Annotated in this window: 11 protein-coding genes; 10 read left to right on the top strand and 1 reads right to left on the bottom strand. The window is 32.6% G+C overall.

Going from position 1 to position 14,280, the window contains the following annotated elements; translation table 11 throughout:
- The 9 genes from HMPREF0367_RS10500 to rfbB all read left to right on the top strand — a co-directional run.
- The coding region (locus HMPREF0367_RS10500) for a peptidase associated/transthyretin-like domain-containing protein (protein ID WP_169815924.1) at positions 1-2,011 on the top strand (2,011 nt) is incomplete at its 5' end.
- Positions 2,012-2,174: 163 nt separating this feature from the next.
- A complete protein-coding gene (locus HMPREF0367_RS09940) occupies positions 2,175-4,586 on the top strand; it encodes an N-acetylmuramoyl-L-alanine amidase (protein ID WP_051335107.1) in 2,412 nt (803 codons plus the stop codon).
- A 22-nt stretch (positions 4,587-4,608) separates the two neighbouring features.
- Positions 4,609-5,565 (top strand): S-layer homology domain-containing protein, encoded by a 957-nt coding sequence (locus HMPREF0367_RS09935; RefSeq protein WP_051335106.1) that lies wholly within the window; start codon positions 4,609-4,611, stop codon positions 5,563-5,565.
- Positions 5,566-5,660: 95 nt separating this feature from the next.
- Positions 5,661-6,560 carry a glucose-1-phosphate thymidylyltransferase RfbA gene (rfbA, locus tag HMPREF0367_RS00785; protein ID WP_035400190.1) on the top strand — a complete coding sequence of 300 codons (900 nt, stop codon included), beginning with the start codon at positions 5,661-5,663 and terminating at the stop codon, positions 6,558-6,560.
- Positions 6,557-7,129 carry a dTDP-4-dehydrorhamnose 3,5-epimerase gene (rfbC, locus tag HMPREF0367_RS00780; RefSeq protein ID WP_035400188.1) on the top strand — a complete coding sequence of 191 codons (573 nt, stop codon included), beginning with the start codon at positions 6,557-6,559 and terminating at the stop codon, positions 7,127-7,129. The genes rfbA and rfbC overlap by 4 nt, the downstream gene beginning before the upstream one ends.
- A 1-nt stretch (position 7,130) precedes the next feature.
- Positions 7,131-8,051, top strand: a complete 921-nt coding sequence (locus HMPREF0367_RS00775; protein ID WP_035400186.1) for a glycosyltransferase family 2 protein — start codon at positions 7,131-7,133, stop codon at positions 8,049-8,051.
- On the top strand, positions 8,035-8,415 hold the full coding sequence (locus HMPREF0367_RS00770) for a GtrA family protein (RefSeq protein ID WP_035400184.1): 381 nt from the start codon (positions 8,035-8,037) through the stop codon (positions 8,413-8,415). The genes HMPREF0367_RS00775 and HMPREF0367_RS00770 overlap by 17 nt, the downstream gene beginning before the upstream one ends.
- A gap of 12 nt (positions 8,416-8,427) precedes the next feature.
- Positions 8,428-10,659 carry a DUF7657 domain-containing protein gene (locus HMPREF0367_RS00765; RefSeq protein WP_035400182.1) on the top strand — a complete coding sequence of 744 codons (2,232 nt, stop codon included), beginning with the start codon at positions 8,428-8,430 and terminating at the stop codon, positions 10,657-10,659.
- A 1-nt stretch (position 10,660) separates the two neighbouring features.
- Positions 10,661-11,695, top strand: coding sequence for a dTDP-glucose 4,6-dehydratase (gene rfbB, locus HMPREF0367_RS00760; protein ID WP_035400180.1), 1,035 nt, complete (start codon positions 10,661-10,663; stop codon positions 11,693-11,695).
- A gap of 658 nt (positions 11,696-12,353) precedes the next feature.
- Here the strand turns inward: rfbB and HMPREF0367_RS00755 are convergent.
- Positions 12,354-12,614, bottom strand: coding sequence for an IS1/IS1595 family N-terminal zinc-binding domain-containing protein (locus tag HMPREF0367_RS00755; protein WP_035400178.1), 261 nt, complete (start codon positions 12,612-12,614; stop codon positions 12,354-12,356).
- A 430-nt stretch (positions 12,615-13,044) separates the two neighbouring features.
- On the opposite strand from HMPREF0367_RS00755, the gene HMPREF0367_RS00750 reads away from it, so the two are divergent.
- Positions 13,045-14,280, top strand: a 1,236-nt coding sequence (locus tag HMPREF0367_RS00750) for a leucine-rich repeat domain-containing protein (protein ID WP_035400175.1), incomplete at its 3' end; no start/stop codon positions are given.

Genomic DNA, 14,280 nt, shown 5'->3' with positions numbered 1-14,280 from the left:
ATTCATGGAGAATGGCGACGGATCGGGAGATAATCCGGAAGGGATCGCTTATCATGAAGGTGTGGAGGAGATCCGCCTGGATTATGAACTAGATACAGAAAAAAGGATCATAGTCGTTTATGATCAAGAGATGATCAAAGACTGGAAAGAAGGAGAAATAAAGGTACTGGTCAATGAAGAGAACAATGAATTGACCCATGCGATAAAGATAGAGACCATAACAAAAACTTCAGACAGGGCAACGATTCATTATTCGGATCCGGACGTAAACGAAGTCGTATCATCTGTAAATGTCAATGGAAAAGAGATGCAGAACGGAACGATCACACCTGCAGAAGGTGTGGAATTCCTGAATGCACAGAGCCGAGCAAATATAGAAGGAAGCTTTGATGCGTTTGAAGAGATAAGCTTTAAGAAAACGATAGCCAAGGGGCTGGATCTAACAGGCAGCTTTAAGATAGAAAGCATCGATTATGATCTGAACATCAAGCTGAACTGGCTGAACACGAAGGTAAATCGAGTATATTTCGTGGTAAATAGCAAATTTAATGCGGGACTGCATGGAGATGTCGGAAATATAGGGGACAAGATCGCTTTGGCGGAGCTTCGGATCCCCATTGCCTATGGAGCGATCATGATAAGAGGGACGCTGTATGCTGTTTACAATTTGGATGGAACCATCGATTTCCAATGGGAATATACGAATACGACGGGGATCGACTATAAAAAAGGGAAATTAAACTTTGTGAACAAGAATTCATCAGGGATCAAAGAGATGGAGATGGAGGCAAGCCTGAGAGGCGGATTTGCGATCGAACCGGGAGTTGAGCTTTTCAGCATGGATGTAATGACGCTGGGAGCGGAGTATGGCAAATCCTTTGATGCGAAGCTGGATGTGATCAGTATAGATCCATGGAAATACTGTCTGCAGGGGGACATGTACAGTTATGCGAAGATCTATGGGGAGCTGTTGCCGGGCATACTGGACAAGGAGTTTAACAAGGAACTGTTGAACAAGAGCAATGCATTCGATCTGGAATCCCTGCATTTTGAAGAAACGGGATTGGTAGATGCATGTACAAGAAATTTTGGAGAGTTAGTAGCCAAAATTCAAGATGCAAAAGAGCCAGATAAAAAGTTAGAAAATATAATAGTAGAGTTGTTATCAAACGGTGAAATTGTAAAGAAAATAAATTCAGAGGATGGTGAAGTTCACATAACTGAAATACCTTCTGGAAAATATCAATTATTAATAATAATGGATGGTTATGAGTCTTTATCAAAGAATATCGAGATTAAAAAACAAGAGGTATTAGATTTAGGTGTTTTAATGATCAATCCGATAATAGACGAAGAAGATAATCAAATTATTTTAGAAGCTAATCAGACATATATAGTTGATATTAAAAATGAAGATATAAAATTAGTAAGTGATTTTCATGAGACTCCACTAGAATTTGAGATTTTACGATATTACTTGTCTGCGGAATCACAATACCAGATTGGATCATATAAGGTTTTAAATACAGAATTATCAAACACAATAGCTTATAAAGCTCCTATAGATGGTGAGCATGAGAAAATTGAATTAAGAACGCATGCTAGTGCAGCATGTCATTTGATTGAAACAATTCGAGATGAGAATGGATCAATAATAGATGTTAGGGAGGTTCCTATAAAGGATGAGTATATTTCGATAACGAAAGTTGATCGCCCAATTGTACAAGAGATTGAAGTTTCCAATGGACAAGCAATTGAGTTTTCAACAGTATTTGAGATGTATGGGCCTTTTGTGCAAATAGATTCGAATTCAGGTTCTTTTGAAATTTATTATTATGATGATTTCTTAGAAAAGTGGGAAAAAGATCTGTATTCTAACGGGAAGGTTTATGTAGATGATAATGAACCTAAATTAGTAGTTAATGTTGCAGGAACTACAAAAATGTATATTCCATATGTGTTTGAAGAATATATACATTATGCATCATTAGATAATCCCTTTCTGTCGTAAAGTTTTAAAATTAGTTTTTATGTATTGTTATGATAATGGGGGCTTATGAAATGCCTCCATTTTTGTCTATGGTATATTTTTTTAATGATAATGTCAAACTATAAAATAAAAGATGAATAATCATTTATTAGTTATTTACATGCAGAAAGGGAATTTAGTATTTATGTCAAAAATCAAAAAAATCATTATTTTATTAACACTTGTTTTATTAACATCTTTAACAAACATACAAACCCCAATATTTGCAATTGAAGATGATAAATTTTTTGAGCCAGAGAATAATATAGCTTTAGAAGAAGAAACAAATAATAAAAATGATCAAACAGATGAAGCAATCAACGTCAAAGATAATACAGAAGAAACTTTGAATTTAGTTTTAAAAGGTGATGCGGCAAAAGTTAATTATTTTTATGTTGGTTCTCCATATTTGGAAACACCTGATGAAAGTGAGTTTGTGGTTTCTTTCGGAGATGGGAGTGAAGATGTTTCACGGATGAATCTGATTATTGAAGGGCATGGTGATTCAATAATAGAAATAGAGAATATTAATAGAGTTGGTCAACTTTTTCATTTTAAAAGACTTTTTACAGACGAGGAATCAGGAGTTTATAAAGTAACTGAAATTAGATATTTTATTGATAATCAAGAGTATCAGATTGTATTATCTGATTTAGGGATAGATGCTCTATTTGGTGTTAATGAAGAGTATGATGGATATGTTGCAACATATTCAAATGAAACAAATTTAGATATGTCAGATGTTGAAGGCTCAATTGTATCCTTAAATCCAGATAATATGGAGAATTCCGAAACGTTGATAGAAGAGAAGATTAAAGAAATATCTTCAAAGACTCCTTCCTCATTATCAAGTTTATCAATCGATAATAATTTTGATAATAAAGAAAGTAAAGTATTTGTAATTGCTCTTGATCCAGGGCATGGTGGAAGTGACCCAGGTTCAACTACTTATTATGGAATAAGTGAAGCTACATTAAATTTAAAGATTGCGAATTATTGTAAACAAGAGCTTGAAACTTATAAAAATGTTCGAGTTGTGATGACCAGAACAGGTGATACTTCTATGGGGCTTGAAGAACGAGTTACTTATGCTGTCAGTCAAGGCGCAAATGTTTTTATCAGTATTCATTTAAATGCTTTAAATGGAGTTGCTCGTGGAGCTGAAGTATATTATCCTAATTCAAATTATCGCCCTGAGCTAGGAACAGAAGGTGAAATTCTAGCACAACAAGTTTTAAATCAATTGGTTGCTTTAGGAATTTCTAATCGAGGAATTCATATTAGAAATATTGATGATGGCGATGATCCAAAATATAATTATCCCGACGGTTCGAGAGGTGATTACTATGGTGTTATTCGTCATGCCAAAAAACAAGGGATTGCCGGAATTATCATTGAGCATTGTTTTGGAGATAATTATGCAGATTATAATGCTTATTTAAATGGTGAAGATAAATTACAAAGACTTGGTATTGCAGATGCTAATGGGATTGCAAATGCATATAATTTACAGAAAATAAGTAGAGATGAGATTAATGATTTTGCAAAAGAAAATAAAGATGTAATAAAAGACGGAGTATATGAGATTCAATCGAATTTAAATAATAATTATGTGTTAGATATCAAGAATGGATCTGCATATAATGGAGCAAATGTGCAAATTTATGAATCAAATGATTCGACTGCTCAATTTTGGCAAATTAGCCATGATAGTATAGGTTATGTAACAATTAAAAATTTAAATACGAATACTGTGTTGGATGTTGATGCAGGTAAAGCTAATAATGGAAGTAATGTTCAAGCATATTCGTCAAATGGTTCGTATGCACAAAAATGGATCATTGAAAAAAATGAAGATGGTTATGTAATATATTCAGCATTGAATCCTATATATTGTTTAGATGTTTCAGGAGGAAATGCTACGAATGAATCAAATGTGCAACTTTATATATCTAACAAAACAGATGCACAAAAATGGCAATTTACAACTCCTGATTTCTATGAATCATTTTTAGATGTTACTCTACAAAATTGGTTCCATGACTCAGTCAAATACGTTTATGAAAATAGCTTGATGACAGGATTAAATGAAACAACTTTTGGTCCATATGAAAATCTAGCAAGAGCACAATTTGCTGTTATCTTACATCGAATGAATGGCCAACCAAGTGTTGTATATACAAACAAATTCCCAGATGTAGCAACTGGACAATGGTATACAGATGCAATATTATGGGCAAGTGATATAGGAGTAGTAACAGGCTATAGCGATACAGGAAACTTTGGTCCTGGGGATAACATCAACCGAGAACAGATGGCTGTTATGATGTATCGCTATGCAAACTATCTAGGATATGACACAAGCGCAAGTGCCGACTTTTCAAAATTCAAGGATGCAAAGAATGTAAATGAGTTTGCCAAGGAAGCAATGACATGGGCAGTAGGAGCAGGGATCATCACAGGAAAAGACAACGAGACAAGACTCGATCCACAAGGCAGTGCATCAAGAGCAGAATGTGCAACGATCATCATGCGATTTATGGAATATTATAAATAATTAAAATACAGGGAGGACGTGTATGAGAAAAACAATCAATAGAATTTTAAAATACTGTGTAACTGTACTGATTAGCATCTCTATGATGACTCCTGTTTTTGCACAAGGAGTTCCATTCACAGATGTTCCAGTTGGTTCTTGGTTTTATGACTATGTCAAATATGTCAATGATCAAGGATTGATGACAGGTTTGGATGCAACAACATTTGGACCAACAGAGAATTTGGCAAGAGCACAATTTGCGACTATATTGTATAGAATGAATAATGAACCATCTGTACAGTATACAAACAAATTTCCAGATGTGGCGGATGGTCAATGGTATACAGATGCAATATTATGGGCTAGTAATGCCGGAATCGTTACAGGGTATTCAGATACCGGAAAATTTGGACCAGCAGATCCAATCAACCGAGAACAGATTGCAGTTATGATGTATCGATATGCAAACTATCTAGGATATGATACAAAAAAACAACAAAAACTGTATATTTTCTATGATGGTAGCAATGTTAATAGTTTTGCGATTGAAGCACTTGGTTGGGCAAGTGCACATGGTATTATTACCGGCAAAAATTATGGAACTTTATTAGATCCACAAGGATATGCGATTCGTGCAGAGTGTGCAACGATCATCATGCGATTTGTTGAATATGGTGAAGATGGATGCCCATTAGAATCTTATACTCCTCAATATATATATGGTAATTCAATTGATCAATATGGTAATGAGGTTTATCTTCAATCAAATGGCTGGTGTGAGGTTAAATTTGCTGATTCTGGCATAAGAAAAATAATCCAGACAAAAATAGAAAATGATGGGCGATTCTTTAAAGAAATGCATGAAGCCGGAGCTGTTGCTGAGCAAGAAATAATGGATCGTCTACTTAGCGGAGATTTTTCTGGACCAACTGGATATATGCTAGATAAAATTTATTATCTTGGCAAAGAATGGTGGCAGATTATTTGGAAAGAATAGTTTTTGCTTGTGAAAAAATAAAAGTATTTATCATATTTGACCCTTACGTTACGTAAGGGTTTAATATTATAATGTATGTTAAGGAGGAACTTCCAATGAAAGGTATTATTTTAGCAGGAGGTAGTGGAACTCGTTTATATCCACTGACAAAAGTTACAAGTAAACAATTACTACCAATTTACGATAAGCCAATGATTTATTATCCGATGTCAATTCTTATGCAAGCAGGAATTCGTGAGATTTTAATTATCTCTACACCAGATGATACACCTAGATTTAAAGAGTTACTAGGTGACGGACACCAGTTTGGGATTGAGCTTTCATATAAGGTACAGCCAAGTCCAGATGGATTGGCCCAGGCATTTATCTTAGGTGAGGAATTTATTGGAAATGACAGCTGTGCCATGATCTTAGGAGATAACATTTTCCATGGTCACGGTTTAACAAAACGTGTACGTGCTGCGGCAAAAAAAGAAAAGGGAGCAACAGTGTTTGGCTATTATGTTGAAGATCCTGAACGTTTTGGTGTTGTTGAATTTGATGAAAACGATAAGGTTATTTCGCTAGAAGAAAAGCCATTACATCCAAAATCTAATTATGCAGTCACTGGTTTGTATTTTTATGACAATAAAGTTGTAGAATATGCAAAGAGTTTAAAACCTAGTGCCCGTGGAGAATTAGAAATTACAGATTTAAATAGAATTTATTTAGAGAATGATGAATTATCTGTCACTTTGTTAGGAGACGGTTTTACTTGGCTAGACACAGGGACGCACGAATCTTTAGTTGATGCGACAAACTTTGTTAAAACTATAGAAGAGCATCAGCATAGAAAAATCGCTTGTTTAGAGGAAATTGCATATGATAATGGTTGGATTGATATAAAACAACTTGAAGAGACATATGAAATTTACAAGAAAAACCAATATGGTGCTTATTTAAAGAAAATTATGGATAGAAAATATATTAAAGGTGAGGAGGAGTTTAAAGGATGAAAGTAACAGAAACAAAAATTCCTGGAGTATTAATTATTGATACAGATGTATTTGGGGATCATAGAGGTTATTTTACAGAAACATATTCAAAACCTAAATATGAAAAAATGGGAATAACTGTAGATTTTGTTCAAGACAATATGTCTTTTAGTGCACAAAAGGGAACTTTAAGAGGATTGCATTGGCAAAATCCTCCTTATGCACAATCTAAATTAGTGTCTTGTACAAAAGGAAAAGTTATCGATGTTGCGGTAGATATTCGTAAAGGAAGTCCAACTTTTGGTCAATGGGTTTCAGTTGAATTAAGTGCAGAAAATCATAGACAATTCTTTATTCCGCAGGGATTCGCTCATGGTTTCTTAACATTGACAGATGATGTAGAATTCAGATATAAAGTGGATAATGTCTATAATAAAGAATCAGAAGGTGGTATGCGATACGATGATCCAACAGTCCATGTTGACTGGGGTCAACTATTAAATGGTATCGAACCAGTTTTAAGTGAGAAAGATAAAATCGGACCTACATTAGAAGAGTCAGATAATCAATTTGTTTACGAGGAGGAATAAAATGAAGATTGCAGTTTTAATTCCTTGTTACAACGAGAGCTTAACTGTTGCTAAAGTTGTTAAAGATTATAAAGAAGCTTTCCCAACTGCGGATATATATGTGTATGATAATAATTCTACCGATGGTACAGATGAAATCGCACGAAAAGCTGGTGCAATAGTTAAATATGAGTATCAGCAAGGAAAGGGAAATGTTATTCGAAGTATGTTCAAAGATATAGATGCTGATTGCTATATTATGGCTGATGGTGACGATACTAATCCACCAGAACCAGAAATGGTAGATTTAATTTTACAAGGTAAAGCAGAAATGGTAATTGGTGATCGTTTATCAAGTACGTATTTTACAGAGAATAAACGTTTATTTCATAATTCAGGCAATCGAATTGTTCGTTGGCTAATTAATAAACTTTTTAATGTTCATGTAAAGGATATTATGACAGGAAGTCGCGCATTTAGTTATTCTTTCGTAAAAACATTCCCTGTATTATCTAAGGGATTTGAAATTGAAACAGAGATGACAATACATGCAGCAGCTAATAATTTGAGTATGGTAGAAGTGCCTGTTAATTATCGAGATAGACCAGAAGGTAGTGAATCGAAATTAAATACATACAGTGATGGAATAAAAGTATTAAAAACAATCGCTAGATTGTTTAAGGAATATAAGCCAACCGCTTTTTTTGGACTTTTCGCTTTGTTATTTCTGATTATTTCCGTTGCTTTTGGAGCCCCAGTATTTTATGAGTATTTCCAGACAGGATTGGTAGAACGTTTTCCTACACTGATTTTTTCTGGATTCATGTTAATTGTTTCTTTGTTGTTATGGATAACAGGGTTGATTCTAGAGGTCATTGTAAAGAAGAATCGACAAATGTTTGAGTTAGTATGGATAAGGACAAAACGTGAAAAAATTAATTAATCAGATTTTAAAATTTGGGGTAGTTGGTGGTATTGCTTTTATTATTGATTATTCTGTATTGTTTATTTGCACAGAATTTTTTGGTATCTATTATTTAATATCATCTTTAATTTCATTTTCTGTTTCTACAGTGTTTAACTATATTGCTAGCATAAAATGGGTTTTTGATGTAAATCAGAAAAAAAGCCAAAAGAAAAATTTTATTTTGTTTATAGTGTTTAGTGTAATTGGATTGGGCTTAAATCAGCTTATAATGTGGTTTGGTGTAGATACGTTGCATATTTACTATATGCTAGTAAAAATAGGAGCAACTGCCATAGTAATGGTATTTAATTTTATAACAAGGAAAATGTTTTTGGAATAGGAGGAGACATCAATGATAAAAGATAAAAAAAAGTTGATATTGAGTCTTCTGATTGATGTTCTTATTTTTGTTTTATGTTTATTGTCATTTAGAATTGCTGGAACAAAATATATCTTTGTTTATGGTGCTCTATTAATAGGGTTGAATGCTCTATATTTTATCAATGAAGATGTAAGGAGAAAGATTTTATTATTATATTTTCAAACTATTGTAATAATAGTTGTAAGTATATTTACAGCACTATTTTTGCCTAATGCAACGATATTATTACCAATTAGTGTTATATTCATTTTTTCTTTATATCTATTGGTCGTTTCTAAGAAAGCAAACACAGTTTTTAATTTTATAATAAAATATAGATATTTAATTGCTTTAGCTATTTTTGTGATATGCGTATGCTTTCAAGTTCATGGTAGCTCAGTTTCTTGGTATGAGGTAGCTATGGGAACAGGAAATCCATATGATAATGAATTATTTGGTGCAGCACGAGCCATAAGAACAGACGAATTCAACGTTCAATTGCCATATTATTTTTCTCAGTACTATAATGATTATCAGCAAATTAGTTATCAGATGAGCATTAGTGGTCAAGATATGATCTTAGGATATAATGCTCCTGTAATTAATTTATTGTTAATTGGTAAACCCTTTACATGGGGATATATTTTGTTTGGGAATGCTTATGGATTGTCATGGTATTGGATGTCTAAATTACTTTTAGGAATGTTAGTTTATTTTGAAGTTTCTAAAATATTGACAAAGAATAACCTTATTTCATTCTTTGGAATGTTTTATGTTGTCTTTTCTCCGGCCATGCAATGGTGGTTCTGCCCTCATATGTATGATGTATTTTTTTGGGGAGCAGCATTACTTGCGATAGGGTATCACTTTTTTATAGGGGATGAAAAATGGAAAAAAGTTTTAACGACTGTCTTGGCGATTCAAGCATTTATTTGTTTTATTATTGCATTATTTCCTTCATTACAGGTATCAGTAGGGTTAATGGCTGTAGCAATTCTAATAGCTACATTAGTTCGTGATAGAAAAGAAATTTCATTTAATAAAGTAGATATAGTTAGAGTTATAATTGTTGCGGTAGTTGTTTGCTTAGCCGTGGGAAGTTACTTGATTCCTGCTTTAGATGAAATAATGAAAACTTCATCGACAGTTTATCCAGGGTCAAGAGCTAGTTTAGGTGGTGATAGGAACTTTATAGATTTATTTTCAAATTTAATGTGCTATCTTACGCCATTTAAAGATTCTTCATTCACTGATAATTGTGCAGTTAGTACATTCAATCATTTTGGTGTATTCTGCATAATGCTATATCCGTTCTTATTTTTTAATAAGAGAATAAAAGATAGAAAAGATTTAATTGTAGGTGGAACGTTTTTTGTTGTGCTATTGATACAAATTGAATTTATGCTTTTTGGTTTTCCTGAATGGTTGGCTAAAATCACTTTATTCTCTTATATCAACAGAATGAATTTAGCTTATGGACTAACAGCTTCATTATTTACTATTTGGACAATTAATTTCCTAGTAAAGAACAGAGAATCAATACAAAAACCACTGTTTGCTATTTTAATATTGGTTTATTCTTTATTAAACTATGTAGCATTGAGAGAGGAATATTTTACTTATATGCCGTCAATCTATTATATTGTTGCAATAGCTTTACTTATCTTTGCAATGTGGATGTTCGTTATAAAGAAATATTCATTTTCTGCAACTGTATTATCAGCTCTGATATTTGTATCCGGTATGACAGTTAATCCTGTTAGTATTGGTATCGAGGCAATTTCCAATCAAGAAGTAAATCCTACATTAGAACAGATTAGACAAGAAGATCAAGATGCAACATGGATAGCAGTTGATTCGTTTTATAATCAAAACTTTTTATTGGCTAACGGAATTAAAGCAATTAATGCAGTTAACTTTTATCCAGACTTTGAAAAGTGGGAATTAATTGATGAAAATCATGAATATTCAGATGTATACAATAGATATGCTCATATAATTATTACGTTGACTGACCAACCTACAACAATGGACAATTCTACAGCGCCGGATATGGTGAATTTGAATTTAAATGTCCAAGATATAAAGAAATGGAATGTTGATTACATTATGTCAACAGTTGATTATTCAAATCTGCTAGATCAGCAAAATATAGAGTATACAGAGGTATTTGTTGATTCAAACAATTATAATAGAATTTATAAAATAGAGGAGGAAAAATAAGATGAAATTTTTAGTAACAGGTGGAGCAGGATTTATTGGTGGAAACTTCGTTCATTACATGGTGAACAAATATCCAGAAGATATGATTGTAAATTTAGATAAATTGACATATGCTGGTAATTTGGAAACTTGTAAACCAGTTGAAGATAAACCAAATTACAAATTTGTTAAAGGGGATATTGCGGATAGAGAATTTATCTTCGATTTATTCGAAAAGGAAAAATTTGATGTTGTTGTTAACTTTGCAGCAGAATCTCATGTAGATAGAAGTATCGAAGATCCTGAAATCTTTGTTAAGACAAATGTTATGGGAACAACAACATTATTAGATGCTTGTGTAAAATATGGTATCAAACGTTATCATCAAGTTTCTACAGATGAAGTATACGGAGATCTTCCTTTAGATCGTCCAGATTTATTCTTCACAGAAGAAACACCACTTCATACTTCAAGTCCGTATTCTAGTGCAAAAGCTAGTGCAGATTTATTCGTATTAGCTTACCATAGAACATATGGTCTTCCAGTAACGATTTCTCGCTGTTCAAATAACTATGGACCATATCATTTCCCAGAAAAATTAATTCCATTAATTATTTCTCGTGCTTTAAATGATGAAACAATTCCCGTATATGGTACAGGAGAAAATGTTCGCGACTGGTTGCATGTATATGATCACTGCACTGCAATTGATTTGATTATCCGTAAAGGACGTGAAGGCGAAGTTTACAACGTTGGTGGGCATAATGAAAGAACAAATTTACAGGTCGTTAAAACAGTTTTAAAAGCCTTGAACAAACCAGAAAGTTTGATTACTTTTGTTACAGATAGAAAAGGACACGATATGCGTTATGCAATCGATCCAACTAAATTGGAAACAGAATTAGGCTGGGAACCAAAATATACATTTGACACAGGTATTCCAATGACTATTCAATGGTATTTAGATAACAAAGAATGGTGGGAAAACATTATCAGTGGTGAATATCAAAACTACTTTGATAAAATGTATGTAGAAAAAGGAAGAGCTAGTAAATAAGAGTTTTAAGATAAAGAATAAAAAGTTAGCTAATTTAACGTAGAGTGTGGTTTTAAAGAATAACGCTTTAACGTTTGTTGTGGTATAAGTAATAAAAAGATGGTATAGATAACAGAGCAGTCAGCCTGGAAATATACCATCTTTTCTTGTGTCAAAAAACATATTTCTACATATCTATGTGATTGATATGTACCCAATTTCCTAGACATGTATGAAATTGATGATTCCATTGGATACGATCAGATATGTCCGAATCTTTCCGTTTATATGTGTGCCGGACACGGCACGAATTCAGTTGGAGACAAACTAACCACAGGTAGTTACCACCAAGTGTAGTGAACCACAAGTCGTTAACAGTGATGTCAAGGATGGAGGAAGTGTTGTAGCAATTCTTTCGAGCGTACGAACAGAAACCGGATATAAGACTAAATGGTGGATAAGGTTGCATATCAAACCGAAGTCCGAAAGGTAAACGTAAAACCAAGACAGTAAATCAGGACTTTATGAAAGAATTAGGATTCGTGAATTACCCCGAGAGATATCGTGGACGATGAAGCCCAATATCTTTAAAATCAGTGATGGTAACATCGGTTAAAAAAGGTTTGCCACAAGAAATCAGCTGAGGTCGTAGTAGGTAGAGACATCTATACCAAAGGACCTAATGTTTATATGGCGCAACAAATTGCTTATGACAGGAAGTGCATTTCAACATTTGTTTTCCAGCTTTGGTCTTTCCAGCTTTTACGAGCACGGGATGAAACTGTCCGCATTTTGGACAGTATTCAAAATGGAACTGGTTCATCTGCCTGTTGGTCTCGATAAAATCACGGATCATGAGAGAAACACGATCTTTCTGGTAAGCACAGAGCTGATCGGAGATGCTAGGAAGAAGATAGTTGGATTCAAAGTTGATTGACATAAAGGATACCTCGTTTCTTATCTTTATCTATAAGGTACCACCTAATTTGACATCATGTATGACAGTTATATCACATATCAACAATTGAAGGCTAATCGTTGTTTTATAATATAACATGTAGATAGTTACTAAGAACAATGTTAATATATATATAAAAGAGATAAGTGCAAAGAAAAAATTGATTTTTATCTCTAATGCTTTGTTTTTATTTGATTAATTGAAAAAGTATGGAAAAGTTAACTCAAAATGAAATGTTTGTTCATTTTAGTTTTTCAATTTGCGTTTTAGATATGAGGTGATTAAATGATTTTCCTACATAATATTTGATGTGGCGTTTAATTATCGCAGCAAGTAGAAAAATTGAATAACAGTTTTCATATATAATATATGATATTAAAATTATGATTATTTTAAGGAGATGAATAATGTTATGAAGATTAAAACAATATCAATGTTAACTTTGAGTTGTTTATTAGCTTGTACTAATTTGAATGTATATGCAGAAGATGTTATAAACAATTCTGGTTACCAAAATGTTGATGCTCAGCAGGTTGCCGAGGGAGATATAGATATTAATGAAACAAATTTTCCAGATCCTAACTTTAGAGAATACATGAAAGATGAATGGGATATTGATAACGATAATAAAATCAATAAGTCTTTAGCAGATAATCTTTCTTATATTTCTGTAAGTAATCGTGAGATTAAAAGCTTAAAAGGGATAGAATTTTTTCCAAATTTACAACAAATCCTATGTGACTCTAATCAAATAGAATATTTAGATTTGAGTATGAATCCCAATCTAGATTTTTTATACTGTCGAGATAATAGAATAAGAAGTCTTGACTTAAGTCATAATCCTAAATTAGCTACATTATATTGTAGTAATAATGAACTGACAGAATTAGATTTGAGTCATAATCCAGAGTTGCTTGTTGCTTCTTTTGGGGGCAATCAAATAACAAGTATTGACTTAACAAAATGTAAAAAACTTCAGGAACTTGGATGTAGTGAAATGAATATAACTGAGTTAAATATTAGTGGTTTAACTGATTTACAAAAAATATCTTTATATGATACAGCTTTAACTCATCTAGATGTAAGTTCTAATACTAATTTAGTTCATCTAAGTATTGGGCTATCAAAATTATCAAATATCGATTTATCTCATAATTTAAAATTGAAAGAGTTGTTTTTAGATGAGAATCAACTGAATACATTGTATTTGGGAAATAATACCGAATTAACAAATTTAACGTGTTATACGAATCACTTGCCATATCTTGATTTAAGCAATAATACGAAATTAAACATATTGTATACATCTCCACAAGATATAAGTGTAGAATCATATAAAAGAAATGGAAAATGGATTGTAGATCTTTCAAACTATATACCACAAGAATATCTTTCTAGAGTAAGTATAGAAAGTAAAGAATGTAATTATAATCCAGTAAGTGGTATTGTGGAACTACCAAATAACGAAATAAATTCTTTTGATTATACTTTTAAATGTATAGACAAAAAATTTGAGTATGATGAGCAAGAGATGTATGTAGAGGCAAATATAAGTTTTGTTGATGGTACAAAATTTCCATTTACGGATGTGTTTTTAAAGGACTGGTTCTATAATTCTGTAAAATATGTCTATGACAATGGACTGATG

It is taken from the genome of Faecalitalea cylindroides ATCC 27803 (assembly GCF_000469305.1).
In the GTDB taxonomy this organism is placed as follows: domain Bacteria; phylum Bacillota_I; class Bacilli_A; order Erysipelotrichales; family Erysipelotrichaceae; genus Faecalitalea; species Faecalitalea cylindroides.
Note: the sequence above shows the minus strand (reverse complement) of the source record. Positions and strands in the feature narration are given on the sequence as shown.

Bases quoted from the DNA above. Each gene is read 5' to 3' on its own strand.
- HMPREF0367_RS09940 (WP_051335107.1), top strand. From the start codon at position 2,175: ATGTCAAAAATCAAAAAAATCATTATTTTATTAACACTTGTTTTATTA.
- HMPREF0367_RS09935 (WP_051335106.1), top strand. From the start codon at position 4,609: ATGAGAAAAACAATCAATAGAATTTTAAAATACTGTGTAACTGTACTG.
- rfbA (WP_035400190.1), top strand. From the start codon at position 5,661: ATGAAAGGTATTATTTTAGCAGGAGGTAGTGGAACTCGTTTATATCCA.
- rfbC (WP_035400188.1), top strand. From the start codon at position 6,557: ATGAAAGTAACAGAAACAAAAATTCCTGGAGTATTAATTATTGATACA.
- HMPREF0367_RS00775 (WP_035400186.1), top strand. From the start codon at position 7,131: ATGAAGATTGCAGTTTTAATTCCTTGTTACAACGAGAGCTTAACTGTT.
- HMPREF0367_RS00765 (WP_035400182.1), top strand. From the start codon at position 8,428: ATGATAAAAGATAAAAAAAAGTTGATATTGAGTCTTCTGATTGATGTT.
- rfbB (WP_035400180.1), top strand. From the start codon at position 10,661: ATGAAATTTTTAGTAACAGGTGGAGCAGGATTTATTGGTGGAAACTTC.
- HMPREF0367_RS00755 (WP_035400178.1), bottom strand. From the start codon at position 12,614: ATGTCAATCAACTTTGAATCCAACTATCTTCTTCCTAGCATCTCCGAT.